Origin of the sequence: Sphingobium sp. Ant17, assembly GCF_000588875.1 — a bacterium.
GTDB lineage: Bacteria > Pseudomonadota > Alphaproteobacteria > Sphingomonadales > Sphingomonadaceae > Sphingobium.
Map to the genome: position 1 here is coordinate 1 of NZ_JEMV01000007.1, position 24,768 is coordinate 24,768.

The following is a 24,768-nucleotide window of genomic DNA, read 5'->3' on the forward strand; positions in this document are numbered from 1 at the left end:
CGTCCGTGGCGACGGGCATTATGGCAGGCCCGAGGTCATGGCCTTCTGCGAGGCACATGGCATCGACTATGTCTTCGCTCCACCAACGCCGCCTGCGTGCCAATCCCGACATCGTGGCCGCCGCCGATGCCTGTGCCGTCCAGCGTGCCGAGGAAACCGGGTGGTGCTGCGCAGCTATGCCGAAATCCGCTATGGGGCGAAAGCTGGAAGTGTCAGCGCCGCGTCGTCGCCCGGATCGCAAGCCAGACGCCCTTGGCGATGGACATCCGCTACGTCGTCACTTCCCTGGCAGAAGGCTCGGCCGAGCACATCTACGACAGCCTTTACTGCGCCCGTGGTCAGGCCGAAAACCTGATCAAGCGGCACAAGAGCCAGCTCAGCAGCGATCGAACTTCATGCCGATCGGCCAAACGCAAACCAGATGCGGCTGATCCTGCATACCGCCGCCTATTGGCTGATGTGGCGCATCCCAGCAGGCGATACCCAAAGACAAAGCGCGCTCGCCGCCGCCGAGTTCGCCACGCTGCGCCTGCGGCTCCTCAAGGTCGCCGCCCGCGTGATCGAAACCGCAACCCGCATCCGCATCGCCTTCGCGTCAGCCTGTCCCGAGGCCAGCACCTTCCGGGCCATTGCGGCCGCCTTCAGGCCTGCCCCGACATAGCCGCCCCGGCCGCACGCCAGAACCGCTCCCTCCAACTCGCAAGCCTATCAAATATCCGCGGTGAAATAGACGCAGCGAAATCCCTCGTCCTGATCACATACAGGCTGGCACCGAAAAACGCGGACCGCCGAAGCGAACAACGTCACGAATAATCCGGGCTAGGGCGATAACCCCCGTATACGACAGCTTTCATGACTTTATCGATGCACTGGTAGCCTTCGATCCTCCTCCCCTGCCCAGTTTAAAGGAATTGGGATTGGACTTGAAAGCGATGGGGATAGAAGAGGAGTAGCTAGAGGTTACGGTTCGGCGCTGACGGAAACCACATCATTGGCGGCGGCTCGGCCGGCTGCGTCATGGCCAACCGCCTTTCTGCTGATTCGGATAAAGCTGTCTGCCTCATCGAGGCGGGGCCGCGCGATCGCAATCCCTTCATTCACATGCCGCTTGGCGTCGGCGTCATTGCCCGCACGGGATGGGTGAACTGGAACTGTGAGACCGAAGTCGAGCCTCACCTTAACAACCGGCGGCTCTATTGGCCGCGCGGCAAGACGCTGGGTGGCAGCAGCTCAATCAATGCAATGGTCTACATTCGCGGCGATCGGGCGGACTATGAGGGCTGGGGGGCGGCCGCCGGAGCTGACTGGGACTGGCCGCGCATGCGCGAGCTTTTTATCGCGCTCGAAAACAATCAGGCTATCCACGACGAGCATCATGGCAATGCCGGGCCACTTTGCGTCTCCAATCTTGGGCGAGTGAACCCACTTACGGAAGACTTCGTCGAAGCTGGGGTGGAACTGCACTACCCGCGAAATCCCGACTTCAATGGCGTGAGCAGGAAGGCTTTGGTGTCTATCAGGTGACCCAGAAAGACGGGCAACGGTTCAGCACGGCGCGAGCGTTTCTCGATCCGGCTCGCTCGCGCAAGAATCTCGCCATCGAAACGAACGGCCTCGTCGAACGGATACTGTTCAAGGACCGTCGCGCCATCGGGGTCCGCGTCGGCGGCCGGGACCTGCTGCTGCGCCCCGGTGGAGAGGTGATCCTTTCGGCTGGCGCGGTCAATTCGCCGCAGATTCTGATGCTGTCGGGCGTCGGCCCGGCGAGCGAACTCAGGCAGCATGGCATAGAGATCGTTCTGGATGCGCCCGAAGTCGGAGCCAATCTCGCCGATCACCTCGACTATACGGCTGTGGCAACCACGGCCGATCGCGAAGGATTTGGGGTGGCGCCCAGTTTCCTGCCTCGTGCGATACGCGGCGCATGGAGCTATTTCCTTCATCATGAAGGCGAATTGACGTCAAATGCCTCGGAGGGCGGCGCTTTCCTCAAATCCGACGCCGGCCGGGAGCGGCCCAATCTTCAATTCCATTTCCTGCCGGCGATCCTGCGTGACCATGGCCGCAAGACAGCCTTCGGCTACGGAATGACCGTGCATGTCTGCGACCTTCTACCGAAGAGCCGCGGCAGGATCGGGCTCAAGATCGCCGATCCCACGGCTCATCCGCGCATAGAGGGCAATTATCTCAGTCATCCCGATGATGTGGGCGTCTTGCTGAATGGCGCGAAGCTAGCCCGCAAGCTCCTTCATGCGCCGGCGCTCGCCCGTCACTTGCGCGAGGAGGTGCGACCGGGACCCGCGGTCCAGACCGACGAGGCTCTGATCGACGACATCCGCGCGCGCGCTGAAACAATCTATCATCCGGTAGGAACATGCCGCATGGGCAGTGACTCGGCATCCGTGGTCGATCCGGCAGCCCGTGTACGTGGCATTGACGGTTTGCGCGTGGTCGATGCATCGATCATGCCGTCGATCGTGTCGGGCAACACTAACGCGCCTACCATGGCGATCGCGGAAAATGTCGCGCAAATGATGATCCGGCCTTGAGGAAGAATGGCGATGAGGTTCAGTTTCGTATTGGCAGCCATGCTGCTACTTGCAGCATCTGCGTCCGTCGAGGCACAGCGCGCTTCTTTCGGAGTGTGGAAGAATCCGCAGGACAGCGTACATGTGCGAGCCCAGCCGTGCGGAAGCAGAATGTGCGGGGTCGTGGTCTGGGCAAGTGACAAAGCCAAAGCGGATGCGCGGCGCGGCGGGACAAACGATCTGGTAGGTCTGATCCTGTTTCGCGATTTTGTTCCTGAAAAGAAGGGCGTGTGGCGCGGCAGTGTTTTTGTACCCGACATCGGCCAAACCTTCTCTGGAACAATCACCACGCTCGACGATCGGCGGATGGAGGGAAAGGGGTGCCTGACAGGGCGGATCATGTGCAAATCGCAGATATGGACGAAAGTGAACTGAAATCCGTCCAATCATCGTCTGACCGAGAGCGGCAAGCCAAGGATTTTAATAAGACACATCAAAAGCTTCTACGATAAATTGAAGAGGCGCGGAGCAGGAAGCGGGCATGGCGACAGCGATGTGTGCAGCCGCCACGGGATCAATTCGGCGACGGGCATGCGACTTGGTCAGCGTAAGCAGGCGGATAATCCGTTATTGATCGTCGCGGCCAGAAGACGGTCCGCTACGGCAGCGGCTGCACGAACAGATTAACCTAATGGAAATCACACGATAAGCGCCCCGCCTGATGCGCCCGACGACACATTCCGCCGCTAGCAGGCATCCCCCCGGAAATTCCAGCAATCTACGCACGCCCAAAATCCGTAGCGTCCGATAAACTCTGCCGGAAAGGAGGACTGTCCCACAACAAGCTATCAGGGGTTTTCCGACATGCTTATAGGCTACATGCGCGTCTCTTCCACAGATGACCGGCAATCGGTCGATCTTCAGCGCGATGCGCTGATCGCAGCCGGCGTCGATAGCCGGCATCTCTATTCCGACAAGGCATCCGGCGCTCGCGAGGACCGGGCGAGCCTGCGGGCCTGCCTCGAATATCTCGCAGCCGGCGATACGCTGGTCGTGTGGAAACTGGATCGGCTCGGCCGCTCCCTGCCGCATTTGCTGTCGATCCTGACCGATCTCAGGGAGCGTGACGTGTCATTCCGGTCATTGACCGAGCAGATGGACACGGGAACGCCGCATGGCGAGCTGCTGTTTTCGCTGTTCGGCGCGCTGGCCCAGTATGAACGGGCATTGACGCGCGAGCGCATCATGGCAGGCCTTGCGGCCGCCAGACGGCGCGGGCGCTACGGTGGCCGCCCGCGAACGATCGATGCGGAAAAGCTCGATCAGATCACCGCCGCCCTTGCCGGTGGCGCTAGCAAGTCGTCGATCAGCCGCACGTTCAACGTGCCCCGATCGACCCTCGCAGATACGCTCGCGCGGGCCGGATGGCTCAAACCGCCGCGCCTTGCGTAACGACAAAAACATAATTATATTTCCGTAATGCCATCCATGCGCTTCTCCTGGCATCCGGCCAAAGCCGAGAGCAATCTGAAGAAGCACGGCGTCAGCTTTGCGATCGCTACTCGTGCGTTCACAGATCCTTTCGCGCTGAGCGATCAGGATCGGATCGAAGGTGGCGAGCGACGATGGCAAACCTTGGGCCTCGTGGAAGGGCATCTGCTCCTCCTCGTGGCCCACACTGTCGTCGAGCAAGACGATGACGGCGAGTATGTGGAGATCATTCATATCATTTCGGCTCGAAAGGCCGATCGAACGGAAAGGCGACGTTATGAAGAAGAAAGACGCTGATACCGTCCGTTTCCAACTCGATCCGGACAATCTGCCGCCGTTGACCGAAGCGCAACAGGCCGAACTGGATGCCCTGCAGGCGATGCCGGATAGCGGGATCGACTATAGCGACTCTCCGGCGCTGACAGAGGATTTCTGGCGGAACGGGCAGCGTGGGCGCTTCTATAAGCCCATCAAGCAGCAGGTGACGGCACGCCTTGATGCTGATGTGCTCGCCTGGCTCAAATCGCAGGGTAAGGGCTACCAAGCCCGCATGAACGCCATACTTCGCCGTGAGATGCTGGCGACCGCCAGAAGGCAGGAAAAGCCACGTTAATTTAGATAGTTAGGCTATCGGTTATCGTGATATAGTCGTACATGGATTTACCCCAGAAAGCGTTTGGCAAGTCGGATCAGACGCGCTGCCCGGCCCGAATAGGGAGGAAAGACGAGAGGCAGAGCGGAGAAGCGGTTCTGGAGAACGGCGCGCTCATGACTGAAAGTCCGGAACCCGTGATGGCCATGTGCCGCCCCGATCCCGGAATTGTTCACACCGCCGAACGGCAGATGATCGTGGACGTATTGGACGATGGTAAGGTTGACGCCTGCACTGCCGGAAGTCGTGGCCGCCAGGATATGATCCACTCTCGCCCGGTCACGATCGAACACATAAAGCGCCAGCGGCTTGGGTCTTGCGTTGATCCGACCGATCACGGTTTCAATGTCATCATAGGTCAGGACCGGCAGGACGGGACCGAATATCTCCTCATGGTCGATCGCCGCCTCGGGAGCGATCGCCTCCAGCACTGTGGGCGCCAGCGCCCTTCCCTGCCTTTCGCCGCCGACAATGATCCGCCCGCCCGTGGCCAGGGCATCCGCAATCAGGCCCCCCAGTCTGTCCGCATGGCGATCATTGACGATCCTTGCGAGATAGGGGCTCGTCATGCCCGAACCATAAGCGGCGGCGATCCGGCGGCGCAGCGCTTCCACGAACCGGTCGCGGATCGAAGCGTGGACGAACACATGATCGGGCGCGATGCAGGTTTGACCGGCATTGGAGAATCTGCCGAAGGCGATCCAACTGGCGGCCGTCTCTATGTCGCATCCGGTCCCACGATCGTGGGCGACTTGCCACCCAGTTCCAGCGTAACGGAGGTCAGGTGGCGGGAGGCTGCCTGCATTACGACTTTCCCGACCTCGGGGCTGCCGGTGAAGAAGATATGATCGAAGGGCAGCGCGAGCAGGGCCTGAGACATCTCCTTCCCGCCGAGGGCGACGGTAACCAAGTCTGGCGGAAATGTGTCGGCGATCAGCCGCGCGATGACGCCCGAGGTAGCAGGTGTCATCTCCGAAGGCTTCAGGATAGCGCTGTTGCCGGCAGCAAGGCAGGAGACAAGCGGCCCCAGGCAGAGATTGAATGGGTAATTCCAGGGCGCGATGATAAGGCACACGCCGCGTGGCTGCGGCACGATCCGTCCGGCCGTGCCGAAACCGATCAATGTCGGTCCGACATGGACTGGCCGCATCCATCGGCGCAGATTACGACGGCTGTGGCGGATTTCCTGCATGACCGGAAGAATTTCCGTCAGAAACACTTCGGCCTCCGGCTTGCCGAAGTCGGTCGCCATGGCCTGGACGATCTCCCCTTCGAACTTTCGTATGGCAGCCGCGAGGCGCGCCAGCGCAGCGCGTCTTTCAGCAAGGCCAAAGCGCATCCGGCGCTCGTCCGACATTGCCTTTTGCGCGGTGAAGAGCATTTCCACCGGGCGGCCATCACAGGKTCCTGCGAAATCGAATGGCTCTCTTCAATCATTTCATTCTCGTCGAAAACATGACCTTCGCGCGAGTCTTACGAGCGCAAAAGCAATAGGGAACTACACGAACATGTAGTATCGACCCGACATGGGCCTGGGAACCGAATGGACTCCAACGCTGCTTTCGCGACTGGCGGAAACGGCACTTCGCCGTGTGGAATTGACCGCGCGCGTCAGCCTGCTGCGCGCACCTTGCGGCTACGGCAAATCGGCGACGCTCGCGGCCGGTTGGAAGGAGGCGGCGGACACTGGTCGCCCGGCGCTTTGGGCAAGTCTTGCAAGCGACGACACAAAGAAGGGCACCCTGCGTCGCCTCGCCTTTCAGGCCGGAACCGCCGCGGACATCGAGTCCATTCTCCAATGGATATGGCATCAGGACAGGCCCGGGATTATTTGCCTCGATGATGTTCAGGAAGCGCCGCATCTCGAAACGCTGACAAGAGACATGATGGATGCTCTTCCCGATGATTGGCGAGCGGTCCTTGCAACCTCCGCCCCCTGGGGATTTGGCGTCCTCAACGCTGACTGGCAGGAAGTCGGCCCCGATGCCCTGGCCTGCCGCGCCCAGGATCTGAAGGAATTGATCCGGGTCCCTTCAGCCCTCGACCGGATCATATCGGACACACAGGGTTGGCCCGCATTGTGCCGCATCGCGGGCCGTGTATCCTACCGGATGCAGCCACTGCATTTATGGCCCGAGATCATCTGTTATCTCGATCAGATGGTGTTGGCGCCCTTATCGCCCGCTCTGCGCACATGGCTGAAAAAGGCGGCATTAATCGCTCCCCTCGATGCCGAAAGCCACGATTTTGCCCTGCGCGTCCACGACGGCGCGCAATGGATCGCACGTGCGCAACGCGAATGCCTCCTATTGAGGCCGGACAGTGACGGAATGTTTGCGCTCAATCCGGCGCTGCGACACCATCTTGCCTTGAGCGGACAGTCGCAGCTTCGTTCCTCTCCAAGCCATCTTCTAAAACGTGCGGCTTTTCATCACTGGCGCGCCGGCCGGCCAGCGCAAACGATAGCGCTTTCGCTGCGGGCCGGCGATCCGGCCTGGGCGCGGGGGCTGGGCGGTGAGATCGTCATGGATGTCGCCCTGCGACAAGGCCGTATCGATGAGTTGGCCCATTGGCTCGAGGGCGTGCCCGACACAGCGTTGCTGACCAATCCCATGGCTGGCCTGGGAAAGATATGGGCCCTTTCCTTCCAGCAGCAGCATGCAGGGGCGACGCACCTTTTGAAGTTGCTGTCACGCACGGATGCGCATGAGGAATTGCTGACGCTGCTCGGTGCGACGACAGCGGCGCTGAGGGACGATGTCGTCCGGGCGGAAATGCTCTGCCGGCAATGGCTCGAGCTGCACGCCCGGGAAAATCCGATGATGAAGGCCTCCGCCCTGGCCTGCCTCGCGAGCATCGTGGCGAGCCAGTCGAACGCGGCCGAGTTCGCGGCACTACGTCCCCTACTGGATCAAGCCTGTGCCCTGGCCGATCAGGGCTTTGCCCGCGACTGGGCAAAGATTGCCGAAGTGCTGCTCCTGCTGACGCAGGGGCAGATCATTCCCGCACGAAATAGGATCGACGCGCATCTGACGGATATGGTCTCCCCGGTCGCCGAGCAGACGCTGAAAACATTGCGCCTCGCTGTGCTGGCCGAAAGCGGCGTGCCTCTGGCAGAACTGGAATGGCCGTTGCTTTTCTGCGACCAGATCGTCGACGTCCGCATTCATACGGCACGGGCCATATTACGGGCCGCTCGTCTGGCCGGAGATGCGGACCTCTGCGAAAAAATCCTGACCGAACTGGACGTGAAAGCCGTACGCGACCACATGCCGCGACTGCAACTCATGGCCGATATCCTGACTGCGGAACATGAAATCGCGTCGGGTCGATCGGTCACCATCCCCAATATTCCCAGGAACGACGCCATCACTTCGGCTCACCTCGCCATTGCGGACGTCGAGTGCATGCTTCTGTCTGCGACGCGGGCGCTTGCCGACGGGAAGGATCACCTCGCGCGCCAATTGACGGACCGTATCCTGGCCCGCATCCGCAGGGCAGGATGGCAACATATCATACTCATAACCCTCATGCTGCGTTCGGTGCTGCATCTACGTAAAGAGGCGCTGCAACTTTCCATACGGTCAGCGGAAGAGGCCTCGGAAATTCGCGACAGCACAGGACTGAAGGAAACAGCGCGGGAGTTCCGGAATATCCTGGAGCATATTCACGCGGGATGGGCCGTAAAGGCGAGGTTTGATCGGTCCGCAGCACAACATCACTTGCCGAGTTCACAACATACCGAAGGATCCGACCTGTCTCGCCGCCAACTCCATATCCTCGGCCTGGCGCGGGATGGTCTTACGAGCGCGGAGATCGCCAACATATTGGGTATCGGCGAAGATGGCGTAAAATGGCATTTTCGCGCGATCTTCAAGTGTCTCGCTGTCAACAGGCGCACCCAGGCCGTCGGCACGGCGATACAGCGCGGTCTCCTTCACTAAACGATCTCCCACGTCACAAATAGAGGCAGGCATGCTGTTGCGCGGCCTCCCGCAAGGCAAGATCAGCAATCCATTCTTAGTCGACTCTCGTTGCCGCCCTCGCCAGCATGAGATCCACGAGAAAGTCCAGAAGCTCTCCGCTTGCGACCTCGTGCGGTTCGAGCAGGCCCTGGAACATGCTTCCCTCGTGGACAGCCAGGATCAGTCGCGCGATGCGCGGGAGGCCCCGGGCAACGATGCGGGAGTCCTCGCGAAGGATGTCGGCGAGCGCGCCCTCGATGATGGCGAGGATCCGTCCTTGCCGTTCGGCATAGTGGCTCGCCATGGCAGGATGGCGTAGGACATAGAGGCCGAACTCGGCCTGGAGCAGATACCAGTCCCGATCGAACGGATAGCTGGCGATAAAGGCCTTGAGGAAATTGTCGGCCGTCGAGCCGGGCATGGACAGGGCGCAAGCGGTCGCCTCCTCCAGCCTCGACTGCAAGCGCTCGATCACCCGGTCATAGAGGGCGAAGAACAATTCGTCCTTGGATCGGAAGCTGGAATTATAGGCCCCCCGGCTCAGACCGACGCGCTCGCAAATATCTTCCTGGGTGGAGCCATGGAAGCCACGTTCGGCGAAGGCCTCGAGAGCGCCATCCAGGATGCGCTCCCGGGTCTGCGCCCGGGTCGGGCGCGTTCGTGCCGGGCGGCGGCTCACGGGATCACGGGCGGGAGCATTTCGATACAAATATGTATTGAGTCGGTTGGATGTCAACGTTACCGTGCGGGAGCAGGAGACGTTCTTCATGACCTTGCGATGTTCGATGCTGGTTGCCGCGCTGGCGACTGCGGTCTGTCAGGGCGCGCAGGCGCAAACGATCGACAGGCTTGATCTCGATTATCGAAGCGCCCAGGCGAGGCTGCTCGAGCGGTCGGACGCGATCCAGGGCGCCGACGCCGATGTGCGCAGCAAGGAGGCCCAGAAAGGCTCCACGAGCACGTTGCGGCGTCCGACCGTCGAGTTCGAAGGACAGATGATCCGCTATCAGAAAACCCTCTATCTGCCGCTCGGCCCGCTGGCGGACGTGGCCCAGGATTATTCCATCTCTGACCCCCTGCGCTTCGAGATCGAGCGCACCAGCACCCGGCCGATCGTGACGGCGACGCTGCCGCTCTATTCCGGCGGCCAGATTCCCGCCGCCCAGGCGGGCGCCGCGGCGCAACTGGGACAGTCGCGCGCCGAACGCCAGATCGTCATCGACAACGGTCTGTTGCAGATGACCCAGCTCTATTTCGGCCAGCAGTTGCTCGAGCGCGTGCGCGATGTTCGCCGTGATGCGCTTGCGGGATTAGAGCGGCATGTCGCGGACGCCCTCAAGCTCGAACAGGAAGGGTTCATAAGCCGGGCCCAACGCCTCCAGGCGCAGGTAGCGCGCGACGACGCCGCGCGCGAACTGGAAAAGGCGCAGGCCGATCTCGCGAGTGCGCAGGTAGCGCTTGCCGGCGCGCTGCGGGCGCCGTCCGGCGTCGATCCCGTCTCCCCGATCTTCGTGATCCGTCAGCCGCTCCGTTCGCTCGACACCTATGTGGACGCGGCCCTGCGCGCCCATCCCCAACTGGATCGGCTCGGCGCGCTGGAAGACCAGGCTGAAGCGGGGGTGGCCCTTCAGCGCGCCAAGCTCCGGCCTACGATCTATGGCTTCGCCCAGTATAATTTCGATCGGCGCGACACGCTGTTGACCGATCCCGACTGGTCGGTGGGCGTCGGGCTGCGCTACACGCTCTTCTCCGGTGTGGGCCGCTCGCAAGCGGTGCAGGCCGCGCGGGAAACGGTGACGCAAGCCAATGCGGGCCTGCGCGAAGCCCGCACCCAGATCGAAATCGGCGTCACGCGGTCCTCGAACGATGCGGAAGCCGCGCGACGGCGGTTTGAGCTGACCGACACGGCCATCACTGCGGCGCAGGAGAATCTGCGGGTCCAGACCCTCGGCTATCAGGAGCAGCAGACAACCTCGCTCGACGTGATCGATGCGCAGCTCGGTCTTGCCCGCTCCCGGATCCAGCGCGCCCAGGCCGGATATGATTTCGTTGTCGCGCTCGCCCAGCTTCTCCACGTCAGCGGTCAGATCGCCACATTGCCGGACTATATCGACCAGGGTGAAAGGGTCACGCCATGACCGCCACATCGGAAACCCTGGTCACCCCGGACGAGACGGCTCCGCCGGTTCCGACCGGGCGGAAGCGCAAGTTGCTGCCGCTCATTGCTTTCCTCGTCGTGGTCATTCTCGGCCTCGGTCTCTGGCTGGCCTATCGCCCGGTTCCCGATCAGCTCCAGGGCATGGTCGAGGCCCGCGAACTGCGGATCACGAGCAAGGTCTCGGCTCGGATCACGGCCTTTCATGTCGAGGAAGGCCAGCCGGTGAAGACGGGACAGCTGCTCTATACGCTCGACAGTCCCGAGGTCGAAGCCCGCTCCGAACAGGCCGGCGGCGCGCTCGCCGCCGCGCAGGCGAATGCGGACAAGGCCGATGAAGGCGCACGGCCGGAGGATATCCGGGCTGCCGAGGCCCAGTGGCGACGCGCGCAGGCGGCGGCGGACCTCGCCCAGACCACCTATCAGCGCACCGAGCGCCTCTTTGAACAGGGTGTGCTGGCGGGGCAGAAACGCGACGAGAGCCGCGCAAACGCCCTGGCCTCCAATGAAGCGGCCCGAGCGGCGCGCGCGCAATATGATCTGGCGCTGGCCGGGGCGCGGCGACAGGATCGGCAGGCCGCGAGCGGACAGGTGCGCCAGGCGCGCGGCGCCCTGGCCGAAGTCGAGGCGGCCGAGAAGGAAACCCGGGTGTTCGCGCCGTCGGACGGTGAGATCGGACGCAGGCTGGCGCAGTCGGGCGAACTCGTGCCGCAGGGATTTCCCGTCTTCGTCCTGACCGACATCGATCATCCCTGGGTGACGCTCACCCTGAGAGAAGATCAGTTCAGTGCGATCCGCCGGGGACGGGTCCTGACCGGCCGCATACCTGCGCTCGGCGATCGTTGCGCCCAGTTTCGGGTCTTCTACATCGCGCCCGCCGGCGATTTCGCGACATGGCGCGCGACCCGCCAGTCGAGCGGCTTTGACGTGAAGAGCTTTGACGTGCGCCTGTCGCCCGTGTCGCGGGTCGATGGGCTGCGCCCCGGCATGACGGTCCTGTTCGACTGGCCGCAATGATCCGGGCCTTCGTCGATAGCGCCCGGCGCGAAACCGCCTTCCTGCGCGGCAGCGTCTGGGATCTGGCGCTGGTCACCTGGCTGCCTCTGCTGCTGCTGGCGATCGTCGCGGTCCAGTTGTCGGCAGGCGTCATGCGGAACCTGCCGATCGTCGTGGTCGACGAGGACGGCGGCGGCGTCGCGCGCGACCTCACCCGCAAGCTGGAGGCGTCACCCGGGCTCAAGGTCGCGGCGCGGCCACCGGACATGGCACAGGCCGAGCATCTGGTCCGCTCCAACGCCGCCTATGCCGTGGTCCTGATCCCGCGTGATCTCGAGCGCACCGTGCTGCGCGGCGAGACCGGCAAGATCCTCCTCTTCTACAATGCGAGCTATTCCACGCCCTCGGGTTCGGTGTTGCGTGAAGTCGGCACCGTGGTCCAGGCCCACGCAAAGGCCTTGGCCGGGGAGCAAAGCGCCGCGATCGCCGGTCCCGCGCGTGTGCGGCCGCAGCCGGTGAGCGTGCAGAGCCGGATCCTCTACAACCCGCAGGCCAGTTACGAGCTGCAACTCGTCGCCCTGATCCACCCCGCACTCCTGCACCTGCTGTTCATGATCGCGGTCGTGAGCGCGCTCGGTCGCGAGCTGCGGGACGGGACCATCGGAGCATGGCTTGCAGGGCCTCGAGGCGAGGCGGTCGCCGCCGTCGCCGGCAAGATCGCGCCCTATATCCTCATCTTCCTGCTCTGGGGGGCGCTTGCGACCGGCTATCTCGCGGTCTACCGGGGCTGGCCCGTGCAAGGGAGCGTGGCGATGCTGATGGGCGGCTATCTCGCCCTCTATCTCGCCTATGCGGGCATGGCCTTGTTCATCGTCGGGGCCACCCTTTCCATGGGGCAGGCGCTGTCGATGACCGCCCTCTATGCGGGCGCTTCCTTCGCCTTCGCCGGGGCGATCTTCCCGATCGAGTCGGCCTCCGCCTTCGCCCGGCTATGGAGCGCGCTGCTGCCTTTTACCCGCTTCGCGCGGCTGGTCGCGGAGCAATGGATGATCGGCGCACCCGTGCTCGCATCTCTTGGATCGATCCTGGCGCTGTTTGCCTTTCTCGTCGTCGGCTCGGGCGCCGGGCTGCCGCGCTATGTCTCGGCGCGGATGAGCCCGGAGGTCTGGGGACGACGATGATCGGCCGCGCCTTCCTCGCTACCTTCCGCGCCGTTCTCTCCGACCGCTCCGCCTTCATGCTGATCGTCGTGTCGACGATCCTCTATTCCTTCTTCTACCCTTCAGCCTATTCCGGGGAGGTCGCGGTCCGCATTCCGGTGGCCGTCGTCGATCTCGACGACAGCGGCGCAAGCCGCAGTCTCGTGCGCCGGATCGCAGCGCTCCAGCAGGCCGATCTTGCCGCGCGCCCGGCCTCTCCAGGAGCCGCCCGGCTCTGGCTCGAGACGACCGGCGCAGGGGCCGTGGTCATCATCCCCGAGGGGTTCGAGCGACATATTCTGAACGGCGCCCAGGGCACGGTCGCGCTCTACGGCAACGGCGCCTATCTGCTGCGCAGCAGCACGGCGCTGTCAGGCATCGGCCTGGCGGTCACCACGATCGCCGGCGAGGCGGCGAGCGATCAGGCCATGGCGCAGGGCGCACCCGCCCGCCCTGCCCTGTCGCTCGTTCAGCGCCCGCTGTTCAACACGCGCGAAGGCTATGGCAGCACGGTGTTCCCCGGGGTCGGCTTCCTCATCATTCACCAGACCCTGCTGATGGGCCTGACGATGCTCGCCGCCACCCTGCGCGAGACACTGGGACGCTTTCGTCTGCCCTCGCGCACCCTTATCGGAATTGCCCTGGCCTTCTTCGTGATCGGCTGGGCCGACGTGGCCTATTATGCGGGTTTTGTGTTCTGGTTTCAGGACTATCCCCGCGCCGCCGGCTCTCCTGGCGCCTTGATCGTGGGCGGCAGTTTGTTCGTGGGCGCGACTGTGGCGGCGGCGCTTGCGCTGGCCAGCCTCTTCCGGACACGGGAACGACCCCTGCAACTGTGGATGGGCACGTCGCTCGCCATCTTCTTCCTCGCGGGTCTCTCCTGGCCGGCGGAGGCGACGCCGGCCTGGCTGGCGCTCCTCGCGCGCCTCCTGCCAACCACCGCGGGCATTCATCTCATGGTCGGGCTCAATCAGATGGGCGCGAGCCTTGCCGAGCAGACGCGGGAGGTGCTCAACCTCGCCATCCTCATTCTGGTCTACGGAGGCCTGGCCTGGTGGCGCTTCACGAAGATTTCCGCGCCGGACCTTCAGCCCCTCAAGCCTGACTGACGCCTCAATGGAACGAGATCGTCAGGGGCACCCCAAGTGCAACCCTCTCGCCCCGGCCGACGCGACCTTGGCGCAACCCAGGGGGAGGTGTTCGAAGCGGACCTCTGCAGGGCTTCATCAGATAGAGATCACCGAGATGGGGATAAACCGGAGGCTGCCTCGACTATTGCTCTGCTTTCGCCGCCGCGAGGATCGCGGCCTCTACCGGCGCCCAGGTGGGGTCCGCAGGCGAAAGCATGTTGAAGTGGCCCGCATTCTCCAGGGTGATCACCGTCGCCTTATCGCCGGCCGACTGTGCGGCTGCTGCATAGGCTTGCGCGGCTGAAGGCTCCAGCACGACGGAAGCGACCATGAATTGAGGCACGGCCAGAGGCAGCCATTCGATCGGATTTGCCTGACGGTAGCGGCCCGCCTGTGCGTCAGGAGCGCCCCCGAACAGGTTGACGAAGATCGGGCGGCCGCAAATATCCTTGTCGAACCCGTACAGGTTCGCAGGTCGCCTGGGCCGTCGATGGCGACCGCGGCGGAAACCTTCAGTGGATCAGCGCCGCGGACCTCGCTGTCGGCAGGCAATCTGGGACGGGCCGCCAGCCACAGGGCAGCGTGGGCGCCGGCCGAATGTCCCACCGTCACCACATGCTTCAGGTCCAGAGGCTGGGTTCGTGCCAGCACCCTCAAGTGATCGAGCGCCGCTCCCCAATCCTGGAAGGTCCCAGGCCACCCGCCGCGGGTGTCACCAACCTGTCGATACTCTATATTCCATGTCGCCACGCCCTTGTCCGTCAAGGCGCTCGCCAACGGCGCCGTGCCTGCCAGTGTCTCATAGCCTTTGGTCCAGCAGCCACCGTGAATGACCATGACGACGGGAAACGGGTCAGGACCTGCAGGCAAGCGCAGTTCACCGATCTGCAGAGGATCAGGACCATAGGCCTCGACGAGCGTCGGAGCGGTGACGGGAAGGGCGTGGAGTTGGGGCGGTCCGATCAGCGCATGTTGGTTATCCGACGGCGTCTGCGCCCAAGCGGTGCTCGTGACAATCAAGACTGTAGCCAGGCCTAATGAACGGTATCGCATGATCTACCTCTTTCATGCATCTTCCCGCTCCGACGTTACCAGCCAGTTCGTCAAATGTGAGAAGACAGCGATTCGTCATTAGATAACATGGTTCGCTATATTCTTTTCGGAAACACCATTCCGTCATCGAGTGGGCAAAGCGATAGATGAAATCCCGTTTCTGGCGCAAAGCATATGGCGGCTATGCGCGATCACGGTAGCCTTGATCATGGAAGTGATACGTCAGGCGACCAAAGAGCTATCTAGATTTCATTGTCGTCGTGAATTGCGGTTTCAGAGGATCGTGGGTTTTATCTCACTTGGCTATCCATGCTTCGACCAGCTTGACCGCATCCTCTACTGTTTTGACCTCACCGGCGGCTTCATCCGGGATAGTGAGTCCGAATTCGTCTTCAAGCGCCATCACAACTTCCAGCACATCGAGACTATCCACGCCGATGTCATCGTAGAAAGACGAAGCAAGGGCAATCTGATCCGGATAGACGCCGAGCTGACGGCTAATGATCCTGAAAACTCGGGGAGCGATTTCTTCCATCACAAAGCCCTCGCGCGGACACTATCGGCTAGGAAACAGGGCAGATTCTCGTAAACTCAATCATCGCAGAGCAACGATATTGTCCTGCGGCCAGTAAATTCATCATGCCTTGCTGAGCATTTTCTCGGCGCTCGTTTTCACAAAATCCGAAATCTGTCCTGACATCATTTTGAGGAACAGCGGTACGCTGACGTCGCCGCGAATCTCGCTATCCTCAATGTCGAGTTGCACCGGGATATTCTGCCCCATCGCCCCGATGACCAAGTGTAGTGCGTAGTCCGATACCCACTCGGAACTGAGCGAACCGCCTCCCGGGATATGCGCTGCCAGCTTGGGCAGGCCGGCCTCGATCCTGCTCTTCGCTTCGATTTTACCAAGGCTGTGCGGGATAACGACTTCCATATCTTCTTTCCTGTTCAGGCCGCCCGATCGACGAGCAGCAAGGTCGATGTCGCGGAGGCATAGAGTTTGCCGGCCATGTCGATCAGACGCGCCTCGGTATGCGCCACCCTCTTGCCCATCGACACCACCTGGCCGATTGCACGGACCATCCCGACCCTGTCGGTCAAGGGCGCATGATAGGCGACCTTGAGTTCGAGCGTGACGCAGTTGATGGGCACTTGGGCCGCGGAGTTCGCCGCGATGCCGCAGGCCGAATCCAGCAGCGTCGCGGCATAGCCACCATGGGCGATGCCCATGAAATTGTAGGTCTGCGAGGTGGGCGTCGCGACAAAGACGACCTTCCCCTCCTCCGCCTCAAGCAGATCGATGTCGAACAGGTCCATCATGGGCGGCCGGGTGCCGGCCGCCATGAACTGTTCGATCTCTTCCAGACCGGTCATCGCTTACCTCAAAGCTTTTCGGTCAGTTCAGGAACGATCTTGAAGAGGTCGCCGACCAGGCCGATATCGGCGACCTGGAAGATGGGCGCGTCCTCATCCTTGTTGATCGCGATGATGGTCTTGCTATCCTTCATGCCAGCAAGGTGCTGAATCGCACCCGATATGCCGACGGCGACATAGACTTCCGGCGCCACGATCTTGCCGGTCTGGCCGACCTGAAAATCGTTGGGCGCATAGCCAGCATCGACCGCCGCGCGGCTTGCGCCCACACCCGCGCCCAGCTTGTCGGCCAGCGGATCGATCACGCCATGAAACTGCCCGGCCGAGCCCAGCGCTCGCCCGCCCGAGACGATGATTTTGGCCGAGGTGAGTTCCGGGCGCTCGGACTGGGCGATCTCGGCACCCACGAAGCTGGAAAGTCCCGCATCCGTGCCCGTCGCAGCCTCGATACTGGCCGAGCCACCCTCGCGGGCCGCCTTCTCGAAGGCTGTGCCACGCACCGTGATAACCTTCTTTGCATCAGACGACTGGACCGTCGCGATCGCATTTCCCGCGTAGATGGGACGCGTGAACGTGTCAGCGCTTTCCACCGACAGGATGTCGCTGACCTGCATCACATCAAGCAAGGCCGCCACGCGCGGCGCGATGTTCTTGCCATTCGAAGTGGAAGGCGCCACGAACGCGTCATAGCCGCGCATCAGGTCCGCGACGGCCGGCGCGACATTCTCGGGCAAAGCGTGTTTGAACGCCGCATCGTCGAACGTTACGACTTTGGCGACACCCGCGACCTTCGCAGCAGCCTCGGCCACGCCGCCGATGCCCGCACCGGCAACCAGCAGATGGACCTCACCAAGTTTGGCAGCGGCGGTGACGGCCGATAGCGTCGCATCCTTGACCGACGCATTGTCATGTTCAACCCAGACGAGCGTATTCATAACTTATTCTCCGAGAAATCCGCCCCCGCTTCATCTCTGTGCGCACAGGATGAAGCGGGGTGCGCCGTCACTTGCATGGGAGAGGTTCGGCAAGTTCGGCGCGTTTGAAAGTTTATCAAATCGCCATTTCCTTGAGCCTGGCGACCAATTCATCGACGTCGGCCACCTTGATGCCCGCCGAGCGCTTGGGGGGTTCGGTCACCTTGAGCGTCTTGAGGCGCGAGGCGATCTCAACACCGAGATCGGCCGGCGTCTTCGTCGCCAGCGGCTTGGATTTGGCCTTCATGATATTGGGCAGGCTCGCATAGCGCGGTTCGTTGAGACGCAGATCGGTCGTCACGATCGCCGGCAGTTTGAGGCTTACGGTCTCCAGACCGCCATCCACCTCACGGGTCACCGCGACAGTCTCGCCCGATACTTCGACCTTGCTGGCGAATGTGCCCTGCCCCCAACCGAGAAGGGCTGCCAGCATCTGGCCGGTCTGATTGGCATCATCGTCGATGGCCTGCTTGCCGAGGATCACCAGGCCCGGAGCCTCCTCGGTGGCGATGGCCTTCAGGATCTTGGCGACGGCGAGCGGCTCGACCTCATCGTCAGTCTGGACGAGGATCGCGCGGTCGGCCCCCATGGCGAGCGCGGTGCGCAGCGTTTCCTGCGCCTTGGCGACGCCGATCGACACCACCACGATTTCGGTCGCGACTCCCTTTTCCTTGAGGCGGATAGCCTCTTCGACGGCGATCTCGTCGAACGGGTTCATCGACATTTTCACGTTCGCCAAATCGACGCCCGTCCCATCCGCCTTCACGCGCGGTTTCACATTATAATCGATAACCCGCTTGACGGGCACAAGCACCTTCATGGATCAATCCTACTCTGATTGTAATGCCGCCTGATATTCGGCAATGAGTCTCTCACAGATGGATCGGGCCGGTTGGACGGCAGTGGTAGCGCCGACACCGTGGCCTGCCGACCAGATCGTCTTCCAGGCCTTGGCCTCCTCCGAAACCGAAAGCGCGCCATGTGGCTCAGGGAGAGTCGCGGCTTCCAGCGAGGGCCGGAGAAAATTGGCCCCGACGCCGGTGACCCGGTCCGTATAGACGATATCCGCTGGTCCGGCCCCGATCACCATGTCTTTCTGTGCCGGCGAGGCGAGACTCTCTTCCGACGCGATGAAGTGGGATCCGATATAGGCAAGATCGGCCCCCATCATCTGCGCGGCCGCGATCTGGTGGCCGCGCGTGATGGCGCCGGAAAGCGCCAGCGGCCCCTGGAAGAAGCGCCGTATCTCGTCAACCAGTGCGAACGGGCTCATCGTGCCGGCATGTCCCCCCGCGCCGGCAGCGACCGCGATCAGACCGTCGACGCCAGCTTCGAGCGCCTTTTCCGCATGACGCACGTTCGTCACGTCGTGAAAGACCAGCCCGCCATAGCCCTGAACCACCTGGACAAGATCCGCGACGGCGCCGAGCGAGGTGATGACCAATGGCACATGGTGCCGAACGATCAGTTCCAGATCGGCGTCGAGCCTCGGATTGCTCTTATGGACGATGAGGTTGACGCCGAAGGGCGCCGCTCCCGGCATGGGAGCCAGCCGCTCCTCGATTTCATCCAGCCATTCACCGAAACCTTGACTGGTGCGCTGGTTGAGCGTCGGGAAAGTACCAAGCAGTCCCGCCTCGCAGCAACTGACGACAAGGTCCGGTCCCGACACAAGGAACATCGGCGCAACGATGGCTGGAATGGCCAGCCGCTTTTCGAGGCTTGCCGGAAGCGTCAAAACACGTCGTCTTCCAGCGCCATCAGCGACTTCTTGCCCGCCTTGATCGCCAGGAAGCTGGCGGTCGCCTGAGGCAGGATACGCTCGAAGAAGAACGTCGCCGTCTTGATCTTGGCATCGTAGAAGCGCTTGTCCTCGCTGCCGAAGAAGAGCTGCAAGCCTGCGATCTTGGTCGCCTTGGCAAAGCAATAGCCCATGGCCACCAGGCCCATCAGACGCAGATAGTCCGCCGACGCCGCGCCCGCCTCTTCGGGATCCTTGAGCGCCCGCTGCGCGACCGTGGCCGTCGAAAGCTGCAGCGCCCCGAACGCCTTGGCGAGCGCCTCGATCATCGGCTTCATCGGTCCGTCGACGTTGTTTTCCTCGATGAAAGCCGACACCGGATGGAAGAAGCTGCGCAGATAGCGGCCCATATGGGCGCCGAGCTTGCGGCCGACGAGATCGAGCGCCTGAACGCCGTTCGTCCCCTCATAGATCATGGTGATCCGGGCATCGCGGGCATATTGCTCGACGCCGCTTTCGCGGATGTAGCCGTGGCCACCATAGCATTGGACCGCAAGGTTCGCGCTGTCGAACGCAAGGTCGGTGAAGAGCGCTTTGACGACGGGGGTCATGAGCGCAATGAAGTCACTCGCACGCTGGCGCACTTCGGGTTCGGGAGAATGTTTTTCCGCGTCCAGGGCGCGCGAGACCCAGGCCGAGAGCGCCCGGCATCCCTCATTATAAGCCCGCATCGTCATCAACATGCGGCGAACATCGGGGTGAACGATGATCGGATCGGCTGCCTGATCGGGATATTTGGGTCCCGAGAGCGCCCGACCCTGAATACGATCTTTCGCATACCAGGCCGCCGCCTGATACGCCGCCTCGCCCACACCCAGGCCCTGGATGCCGACGGAGACACGCTCCGTGTTCATCATCGTGAACATGGCGGCCATGCCCTTGCCAGGCTCACCGACGATCCAGCCGATCGAATCATCGAAGTTCATCTGGCACGTCGCCGACGCCTTGAGACCCATCTTGTGCTCGATCGCGGCGCAGGCGACGCCGTTCGATTGACCGGGAGTACCGTCCTCCCTGGGCAGATATTTGGGGACGAGAAACAAGCTGATGCCCTTCACGCCCTTGGGGGCGTCGGGCAGGCGGGCGAGCACGAGATGGATGATATTCTCGGTCAGGTCATGCTCACCGGCGGAGATGAAGATCTTGGAGCCGGTGACCTTGTAGCTGCCATCGCCCTGCGGGACCGCGCGGCTGCGCAGGAGCCCGAGATCGGTACCGCAATGAGGCTCGGTCAGGCACATCGTGCCGGACCACTGGCCGCTCACCATCTTGGGCAGGTAGGCCTGCTTGAGCGCGTCACTGCCATGGCCCTCGATCGCAGTGGTGGCACCATGGGTGAGGCCCGGGTAGAGGCCGAAGGAGAGGTTGGACGAGCAGATCATCTCCTCGACCAGCTTGTTGACCGCTTCCGGCAGCCCCTGCCCACCCCATTCCGGATCGGATGCGAGCGCGGTCCAGCCACCTTCGGCGAACTGCTTATAGGCTTCGGGGAACCCCGCCGGCGTCCGCACGACGCCGTTTTCCAGATGACACCCCTCCTCGTCGCCCGACCGGTTGATCGGCAACAGGACGTCGCGACAGAAGCGCGCCGCCTCCTCGAGGATCGCATCGGTGAGATCCGGTGTGAACTCCGACAGTGCGGGAATATCCCCGAAGCCGTCATCGGCATGGAGTTCGTTGAGCACGAAGCGCATGTCGCGCAACGGGGCGTCATAGACTTGCATATTTATATCTCCTGACCGGTCGGCCATCCGGCCGCCGGCCGCCAATCAGTTACGCAGCGGCTTGCCGGTGACGAGCATCTGCTCGACGCGCGCCTGGGTCCGCGGGTCGCGCACCAGTTGCATGAAGGCCTTGCGCTCGAGCGCCAGCAGATCCTCTTCGGTCACGATGTCGATGAGATCCTTCTCGCCGCCCGTCAGGACGTCGGCGAGCGCGCCGGATACGACACCATCGTAAGATGTGGCGAGGCCACGGGCCTGGAAGCCTTCGACAGCCATCGAAAGAGCGGACTTGCCTCCCGCGCCAGGCAAGCGGAATTCCGGAGCCACAGGCGGTTTGTAACCGTCGGCCAGTTCCAGTGCCTTCGCCTTGGCGTCCGCCAGCAGACGGTCCCGGTTCATCGTAATGCCGTCCGAGGGACGCAGGAAGCCATGCTCCTTCGCCTCGGCGGCCGACTTTGCCACAGTGGCTGTCGATACCGTCTCGAAGACCTTGGCTACGGCCGGCATCGGCCCCTTGGGCATGCCGGGACTGGAGCGCCAGCGATCGATCATTTCACCGCATCCGCCCCAGCCAGGGATCAGACCCACGCCGCACTCGACCAGACCCACATAGCTTTCGGCATGGGCCTGCACGGCATCACTGTTGAGCAGGATCTCGCAACCGCCGCCCAATGCCATGCCGGCCGGAGCGCTCACGACCGGGAACAGCGCATATTTGAGCGCCTTGTAGGCCTGCTGCCCGCCCGCGACGAGCTTTTCGATCTCGCCCCATGCCGCGATGTTCAGTGCGAACAGAGCAAGACCGAGATTGGCGCCGGCGGAGAAATTGCTGCCCTCATTATAGACGACGAGCGCCTTGAACTTGTCCTGCACGACCGGGATCGCCTGACCGATCAGCTTCATCACATCGCCGTCGAGCGCGTTCATCTTGCCGGTGAACTCAAGGCAGGCAACGCCGTCGCCGACATCCCAGAGTGCCGCCGAACCATTTTTGAGGATCGGCTGGCTATGGAGCTTGATGTCTTCCAGCAGCAGCACGCCCTCGGGCCGCACGACATCATGATAGTCGCCGGCGGCATCGAGATATTGCCGACGGCCGTCCTGCACCCGGTAGAAAGGCCGATCTCCGGCTACCTTGAGGATCGCGGGAACATCCCGCCCCTCGGCGGCCAGCCGTTCGGCGAGCTTGCCCGGCCCGAGGCGATCGATCAGTTCGAACGGCCCGAACTTCCAGTTGTAGCCGAGCTTCATCGCGTCATCGATGCCGACGATGTTGTCCGCAGATTCACCGACCAGACTCGCGGCATAGGAAAGAACCTTGCCGAGAATTTCCCAGGCATAGGCGCCGACCTTGCCGGGCGCAGCAACCAATGCTGCCAGGTCCTTCTCGGCCCGGCCCGGCAAGGAAGCCGGCTTCACCGATACGCGATATTCGCCGGTCGCGAGATCGAGCGCTTTCTTGGTCTTCGTCGCCTTGTCGAACGCGTAGAAACCGCCCTTGCCCTTCCGCCCGGTAAAGCCTTCCGCGATCATCCTGTCGACGAGCGGCATCGGCCTCACCGTGTCGAAATAGGCGTCACCTGCCGGCAGCGTCGAGGACAGGCTCTTCGTGAGCAGCGGCATGAGGTCGACGCCAACGAGATCGACAAGGCCGAAAATGCCGGTCTTGGGCACGCCCATCGGCTTTCCGCCGATCTGGTCGGCTTCCTCCACCGTCAGCCCCTGGTCCATCGCGGCATTGATCGCGACGGCCAGCCAGTAGGTACCGATGCGATTGGCGATGAAGCCCGGCGTGTCCCGCGCCGGCACGATGCGCTTGCCGAGCTTTCGATCGACGAAATCCGAGACGCGCCTCGCCACAGCCGTATCAGTGTCGGGGCCGGTCACGATTTCGATGAGCCGCATGTAGCGCGGCGGATTGAAGAAATGGGTGATCAGGAAGTCCTGTTTGAACTGATCGTCCCGCCCCTCGACCAGATGGCCAAGCGGAATCGTCGAGGTATTGGACGATACCGCCGTGCCCGGACGCTTGAGCTGCTCGAGCTTGGCGTAGAGCGCCTGCTTGATGTCGAGCCGTTCGACGATCGCCTCGACGATCCAGTCGCATTCGGCCACCCGCTCGAGATGGTCGTCGATATTGCCCGTTTCAACGAGCTTCGCCGCAGCCTTCGACATGAAGGGCGCCGGATCGGTCTTCAGCATCTTCGCGACCGCACCCTTCGCCACGGCGTCACGATCGCCGCCCTCCTTGGGCACGATATCGAGCAGCAGCACCGGCACGCCGGCATTGGCGACCTGCGCTGCGATGCCGGCGCCCATGACGCCTGCGCCGATCACGCAGACCTTTTTGATGGTTTCCGGCGGGGCGCCGACTGGCTTGATGGCCTGCTCGCTCATTCCGCCGCCTCCAGCACGGTGGCGATGCCCTGACCGCCGCCGATGCACTGGGTGGCAAGCGCATAGCTGCCGCCTTCGCGCTTCAGCAGAGCCGCGGCCTTGCCCACGATCCGCGCACCGGTCGCCCCCAGAGGGTGGCCTATCGCGATGGCGCCGCCGTCCAGATTGACCTTCGACTGGTCAAGCCCCAGGTCGCTGATGCAGGCCAGTGACTGGCTCGCAAAGGCTTCGTTGAGCTCGACAACGTCAAGCTGGTCCACACTGAGCCCCGCCCGCTGCAGCGCCTTGCGCGAGGCCTCGACCGGTCCGATGCCCATGATCTCCGGCTGGCAGCCAGAGACAGCAACCGACTTGATGCGGGCAAGGATCGGCAGTCCATGCGCGCGCGCATAATCCTCGCTCGTGACCAGGATTGCGCTTGCGCCATCGGTCAGCGGCGAGGACGTTCCCGCCGTTACCGTGCCGTCCTGGCTGAAGGCCGGCTTCAGCCCGGCGAGGGTTTCCGTCGTCGTGCCGGCACGCGGCGTGCCATCCTTGTCGACCACGCCCGCCTTGGTCGTGATCGGCACGATCTCGGCCTCGAGCTTGCCGGCCGCGATAGCCGCGGCCGCCTTGTCCTGACTGGCGACCGCAAAGGCTTCCTGCTGGGCACGGGTGATCTGATATTTGGTCGCGACATTCTCCGCCGTGTCGCCCATGCCCATATAGGCGGCGCTCTTCTTCGCGAGCTCGGGGTTCGGCAGCGGATTGAACCCCATCATCGGCACGCGGCTCATCGACTCCACGCCCGCGCAGATGAAGGCCTCGCCGGCGCCAAGCTGAATCTGGCCCGCAGCGATGTGGACCGAGCTCATCGACGATCCGCAGAAGCGATTAACGGTCATGCCGCCGACAGAGAGCGGCAGGTCGGCGAGAAGACCGATAAGGCGCGCGATGTTGAAGCCCTGCTCGCCTTCAGGAAAAGCGCAGCCCAGCACGATATCCTCGATATCTTCGGCCTTCACGCCGGTCTGCTGAATCAGTCCGCGAATGACCTGAGCGGCCAGATCGTCAGGGCGGACGCGCGCCAGCGCGCCCTTGCCTGCCAGGTGAAAGGGGGACCGGGCATAGCCCGCAACAACCACATTACGCATCGATGATAGCCTCTCCAGGGAATCGGACATCTGATTACCTAATGGTGCGTGAAATGACGTTTACGTCAACTAAAATCTTTGGCACTCTTCTCACGCCGTCGAGGGAATCGTCATGCACCGGTTCCCGGGAGGCTTGATATCGGAGGTCTTGGCCGAGGAACGTACGGATGCTCGCCAGTGAAAAACCGCGCAC

The 24,768-nt window shown here is 62.8% G+C and carries 22 protein-coding genes and 3 pseudogenes; 12 read left to right on the forward strand and 13 right to left on the reverse strand.

Annotated features, from left to right (window positions below; translation table 11 throughout):
- From BF95_RS04770 to BF95_RS04795, 7 genes and pseudogenes are all read left to right on the forward strand, one after another.
- Window positions 1-661, forward strand: a pseudogene (locus tag BF95_RS04770) (transposase); the annotation flags it as partial.
- A gap of 356 nt (window positions 662-1,017) precedes the next feature.
- Window positions 1,018-1,781 (forward strand): annotated as a pseudogene (locus BF95_RS28715) (GMC family oxidoreductase); the annotation flags it as partial.
- Window positions 1,782-2,087: 306 nt separating this feature from the next.
- Complete coding sequence (locus tag BF95_RS28720; RefSeq protein ID WP_235209570.1) at window positions 2,088-2,549, forward strand: GMC family oxidoreductase; 462 nt, start codon at window positions 2,088-2,090, stop codon at window positions 2,547-2,549.
- Between the two features lie 12 nt (window positions 2,550-2,561).
- A complete protein-coding gene (locus BF95_RS04780) occupies window positions 2,562-2,963 on the forward strand; it encodes a DUF2147 domain-containing protein (RefSeq protein WP_004207001.1) in 402 nt (133 codons plus the stop codon).
- A gap of 429 nt (window positions 2,964-3,392) precedes the next feature.
- Window positions 3,393-3,980: a recombinase family protein gene (locus tag BF95_RS04785; protein ID WP_025290601.1), complete on the forward strand. Its 588-nt coding sequence runs from the start codon at window positions 3,393-3,395 to the stop codon at window positions 3,978-3,980.
- Between the two features lie 36 nt (window positions 3,981-4,016).
- Window positions 4,017-4,316 carry a BrnT family toxin gene (locus BF95_RS04790; protein ID WP_228221671.1) on the forward strand — a complete coding sequence of 100 codons (300 nt, stop codon included), beginning with the start codon at window positions 4,017-4,019 and terminating at the stop codon, window positions 4,314-4,316.
- On the forward strand, window positions 4,297-4,632 hold the full coding sequence (locus BF95_RS04795) for a BrnA antitoxin family protein (protein ID WP_004206995.1): 336 nt from the start codon (window positions 4,297-4,299) through the stop codon (window positions 4,630-4,632). Before BF95_RS04790 ends, BF95_RS04795 begins: the two co-directional genes overlap by 20 nt.
- 47 nt (window positions 4,633-4,679) lie before the next feature.
- Here BF95_RS04795 and BF95_RS30935 read toward each other — a convergent pair.
- Window positions 4,680-6,052 (reverse strand): annotated as a pseudogene (locus BF95_RS30935) (aldehyde dehydrogenase family protein).
- Between the two features lie 145 nt (window positions 6,053-6,197).
- On the opposite strand from BF95_RS30935, the gene BF95_RS04805 reads away from it, so the two are divergent.
- Window positions 6,198-8,615: a helix-turn-helix transcriptional regulator gene (locus BF95_RS04805; RefSeq protein WP_043149753.1), complete on the forward strand. Its 2,418-nt coding sequence runs from the start codon at window positions 6,198-6,200 to the stop codon at window positions 8,613-8,615.
- A 76-nt stretch (window positions 8,616-8,691) separates the two neighbouring features.
- On the opposite strand, the gene BF95_RS04810 is transcribed toward BF95_RS04805, so the two are convergent.
- The gene (locus tag BF95_RS04810; RefSeq protein ID WP_037474525.1) at window positions 8,692-9,315 is read right to left on the reverse strand and encodes a TetR/AcrR family transcriptional regulator; all 624 of its coding nucleotides are present in this window, start codon (window positions 9,313-9,315) and stop codon (window positions 8,692-8,694) included.
- An 88-nt stretch (window positions 9,316-9,403) separates the two neighbouring features.
- Between BF95_RS04810 and BF95_RS04815 the strand changes: the two genes are divergently transcribed.
- Genes BF95_RS04815 through BF95_RS04830 form a run of 4 tightly spaced genes read left to right on the forward strand, consistent with a single transcriptional unit; the run spans window position 9,404 to window position 14,095 of the window.
- Window positions 9,404-10,774 (forward strand): TolC family protein, encoded by a 1,371-nt coding sequence (locus BF95_RS04815; RefSeq protein ID WP_043149834.1) that lies wholly within the window; start codon window positions 9,404-9,406, stop codon window positions 10,772-10,774.
- The gene (locus tag BF95_RS04820; RefSeq protein WP_004206989.1) at window positions 10,771-11,808 is read left to right on the forward strand and encodes an HlyD family secretion protein; all 1,038 of its coding nucleotides are present in this window, start codon (window positions 10,771-10,773) and stop codon (window positions 11,806-11,808) included. The genes BF95_RS04815 and BF95_RS04820 overlap by 4 nt, the downstream gene beginning before the upstream one ends.
- The gene (locus BF95_RS04825; RefSeq protein ID WP_004206986.1) at window positions 11,805-12,968 is read left to right on the forward strand and encodes an ABC transporter permease; all 1,164 of its coding nucleotides are present in this window, start codon (window positions 11,805-11,807) and stop codon (window positions 12,966-12,968) included. The genes BF95_RS04820 and BF95_RS04825 overlap by 4 nt, the downstream gene beginning before the upstream one ends.
- Complete coding sequence (locus BF95_RS04830) at window positions 12,965-14,095, forward strand: ABC transporter permease (RefSeq protein ID WP_004206985.1); 1,131 nt, start codon at window positions 12,965-12,967, stop codon at window positions 14,093-14,095. The genes BF95_RS04825 and BF95_RS04830 overlap by 4 nt, the downstream gene beginning before the upstream one ends.
- A gap of 163 nt (window positions 14,096-14,258) precedes the next feature.
- Here the strand turns inward: BF95_RS04830 and BF95_RS28055 are convergent, their stop codons facing one another.
- The 11 genes from BF95_RS28055 to BF95_RS04885 all read right to left on the reverse strand — a co-directional run bounded on the left by BF95_RS28055 (window position 14,259) and on the right by BF95_RS04885 (window position 24,575).
- Entirely contained in the window at window positions 14,259-14,447 is a 189-nt protein-coding gene (locus BF95_RS28055; RefSeq protein WP_043149755.1) for a hypothetical protein, read from the reverse strand.
- Window positions 14,363-15,169, reverse strand: coding sequence for an alpha/beta hydrolase (locus BF95_RS30940; RefSeq protein ID WP_081764037.1), 807 nt, complete (start codon window positions 15,167-15,169; stop codon window positions 14,363-14,365). The genes BF95_RS28055 and BF95_RS30940 overlap by 85 nt, the downstream gene beginning before the upstream one ends.
- A gap of 295 nt (window positions 15,170-15,464) precedes the next feature.
- Window positions 15,465-15,704 carry an acyl carrier protein gene (acpP, locus tag BF95_RS26100; protein WP_004206981.1) on the reverse strand — a complete coding sequence of 80 codons (240 nt, stop codon included), beginning with the start codon at window positions 15,702-15,704 and terminating at the stop codon, window positions 15,465-15,467.
- 102 nt (window positions 15,705-15,806) lie between these two features.
- Window positions 15,807-16,106 (reverse strand): polyhydroxyalkanoic acid system family protein, encoded by a 300-nt coding sequence (locus BF95_RS04850; RefSeq protein WP_004206980.1) that lies wholly within the window; start codon window positions 16,104-16,106, stop codon window positions 15,807-15,809.
- A gap of 14 nt (window positions 16,107-16,120) precedes the next feature.
- The gene (locus BF95_RS04855; RefSeq protein WP_004206979.1) at window positions 16,121-16,546 is read right to left on the reverse strand and encodes a PaaI family thioesterase; all 426 of its coding nucleotides are present in this window, start codon (window positions 16,544-16,546) and stop codon (window positions 16,121-16,123) included.
- Between the two features lie 8 nt (window positions 16,547-16,554).
- Window positions 16,555-17,481, reverse strand: coding sequence for an electron transfer flavoprotein subunit alpha/FixB family protein (locus tag BF95_RS04860; RefSeq protein ID WP_004206978.1), 927 nt, complete (start codon window positions 17,479-17,481; stop codon window positions 16,555-16,557).
- Between the two features lie 115 nt (window positions 17,482-17,596).
- Window positions 17,597-18,340, reverse strand: a complete 744-nt coding sequence (locus tag BF95_RS04865) for an electron transfer flavoprotein subunit beta/FixA family protein (RefSeq protein WP_004206977.1) — start codon at window positions 18,338-18,340, stop codon at window positions 17,597-17,599.
- 9 nt (window positions 18,341-18,349) lie between these two features.
- Window positions 18,350-19,258, reverse strand: a complete 909-nt coding sequence (locus BF95_RS04870) for an NAD(P)H-dependent flavin oxidoreductase (RefSeq protein ID WP_043149758.1) — start codon at window positions 19,256-19,258, stop codon at window positions 18,350-18,352.
- Entirely contained in the window at window positions 19,255-21,045 is a 1,791-nt protein-coding gene (locus tag BF95_RS04875) for an acyl-CoA dehydrogenase C-terminal domain-containing protein (RefSeq protein ID WP_017503705.1), read from the reverse strand. Before BF95_RS04875 ends, BF95_RS04870 begins: the two co-directional genes overlap by 4 nt.
- Before the next feature lie 45 nt (window positions 21,046-21,090).
- Complete coding sequence (locus tag BF95_RS04880) at window positions 21,091-23,442, reverse strand: 3-hydroxyacyl-CoA dehydrogenase/enoyl-CoA hydratase family protein (protein ID WP_043149760.1); 2,352 nt, start codon at window positions 23,440-23,442, stop codon at window positions 21,091-21,093.
- Window positions 23,439-24,575: a thiolase family protein gene (locus BF95_RS04885; protein ID WP_004206969.1), complete on the reverse strand. Its 1,137-nt coding sequence runs from the start codon at window positions 24,573-24,575 to the stop codon at window positions 23,439-23,441. The genes BF95_RS04880 and BF95_RS04885 overlap by 4 nt, the downstream gene beginning before the upstream one ends.
- Window positions 24,576-24,768: the final 193 nt, after the last annotated feature.